1 protein-coding gene is annotated in these 631 nt (G+C 72.4%); it reads left to right on the plus strand.

Annotated features, from left to right (window positions below):
• The first annotated feature begins 58 nt into the window (after window positions 1-58).
• Window positions 59-580 (plus strand): GntR family transcriptional regulator, encoded by a 522-nt coding sequence (locus tag AB8Z36_RS41505; protein WP_369218495.1) that lies wholly within the window; start codon window positions 59-61, stop codon window positions 578-580.
• Window positions 581-631: the final 51 nt, after the last annotated feature.

Raw genomic sequence — 631 nt, forward strand, 5'->3', positions numbered from 1 at the left:
GCACCGCACCGCCCCCCCCCCCGTGAGCGACAGCGACAGCACCTGGGTCAGTACCTCCATGCCCTATCTGACGCCTCGCGGGAAAGGGCAGGCCGACGCCTGGGGTGCTGAGGCCGCCGCCCGGGGCGGGAAGGGCGGTCAGCGCATCGTGCACGCCGGTGAGACGCCCGCTCCGGCCGAGGTGGCCGCGCTGCTCGGCACCGCCACCGGCGACAGCGTCGTCGTACGCCGCCGCGTCATCGAACTCGACGACGAGCCGTGCGAGTTGACGGACACCTACTACCCCGCCGAGATCGCCCTCGGCACCCGTCTCGCGGAGACAGGCAAGATCCGCGGCGGCGCCGTGACGCTCCTCGCCGAGCTGGGCCACATCGGCGTACGTGTCCGCGAAGACGTCACCGCCGACCTGCCAGACGCCGCCGAGCGGGAAGTCCTGCGGCTCGGCGAGGGCACGCCGGTCCTACGGCTGAGCCGGGTCACCCTGGACCGCGACGACCGGCCGATCCAGGTCGACATGATGGTGATGCCCGCCCACCGCCAACGCCTCCGCTATGAGATCAGGATCGGAGCAAGGACCTGATGACCGCGCCCGCGCCGCTCCTGGACCCTCACCCCACCCCTCCCACAGCAC

It is taken from the genome of Streptomyces flavofungini, from assembly GCF_041028215.1.
Taxonomy (GTDB): Bacteria; Actinomycetota; Actinomycetes; order Streptomycetales; family Streptomycetaceae; genus Streptomyces; species Streptomyces flavofungini_B.

Bases quoted from the DNA above. Each gene is read 5' to 3' on its own strand.
- AB8Z36_RS41505 (WP_369218495.1), top strand. From the start codon at position 59: ATGCCCTATCTGACGCCTCGCGGGAAAGGGCAGGCCGACGCCTGGGGT.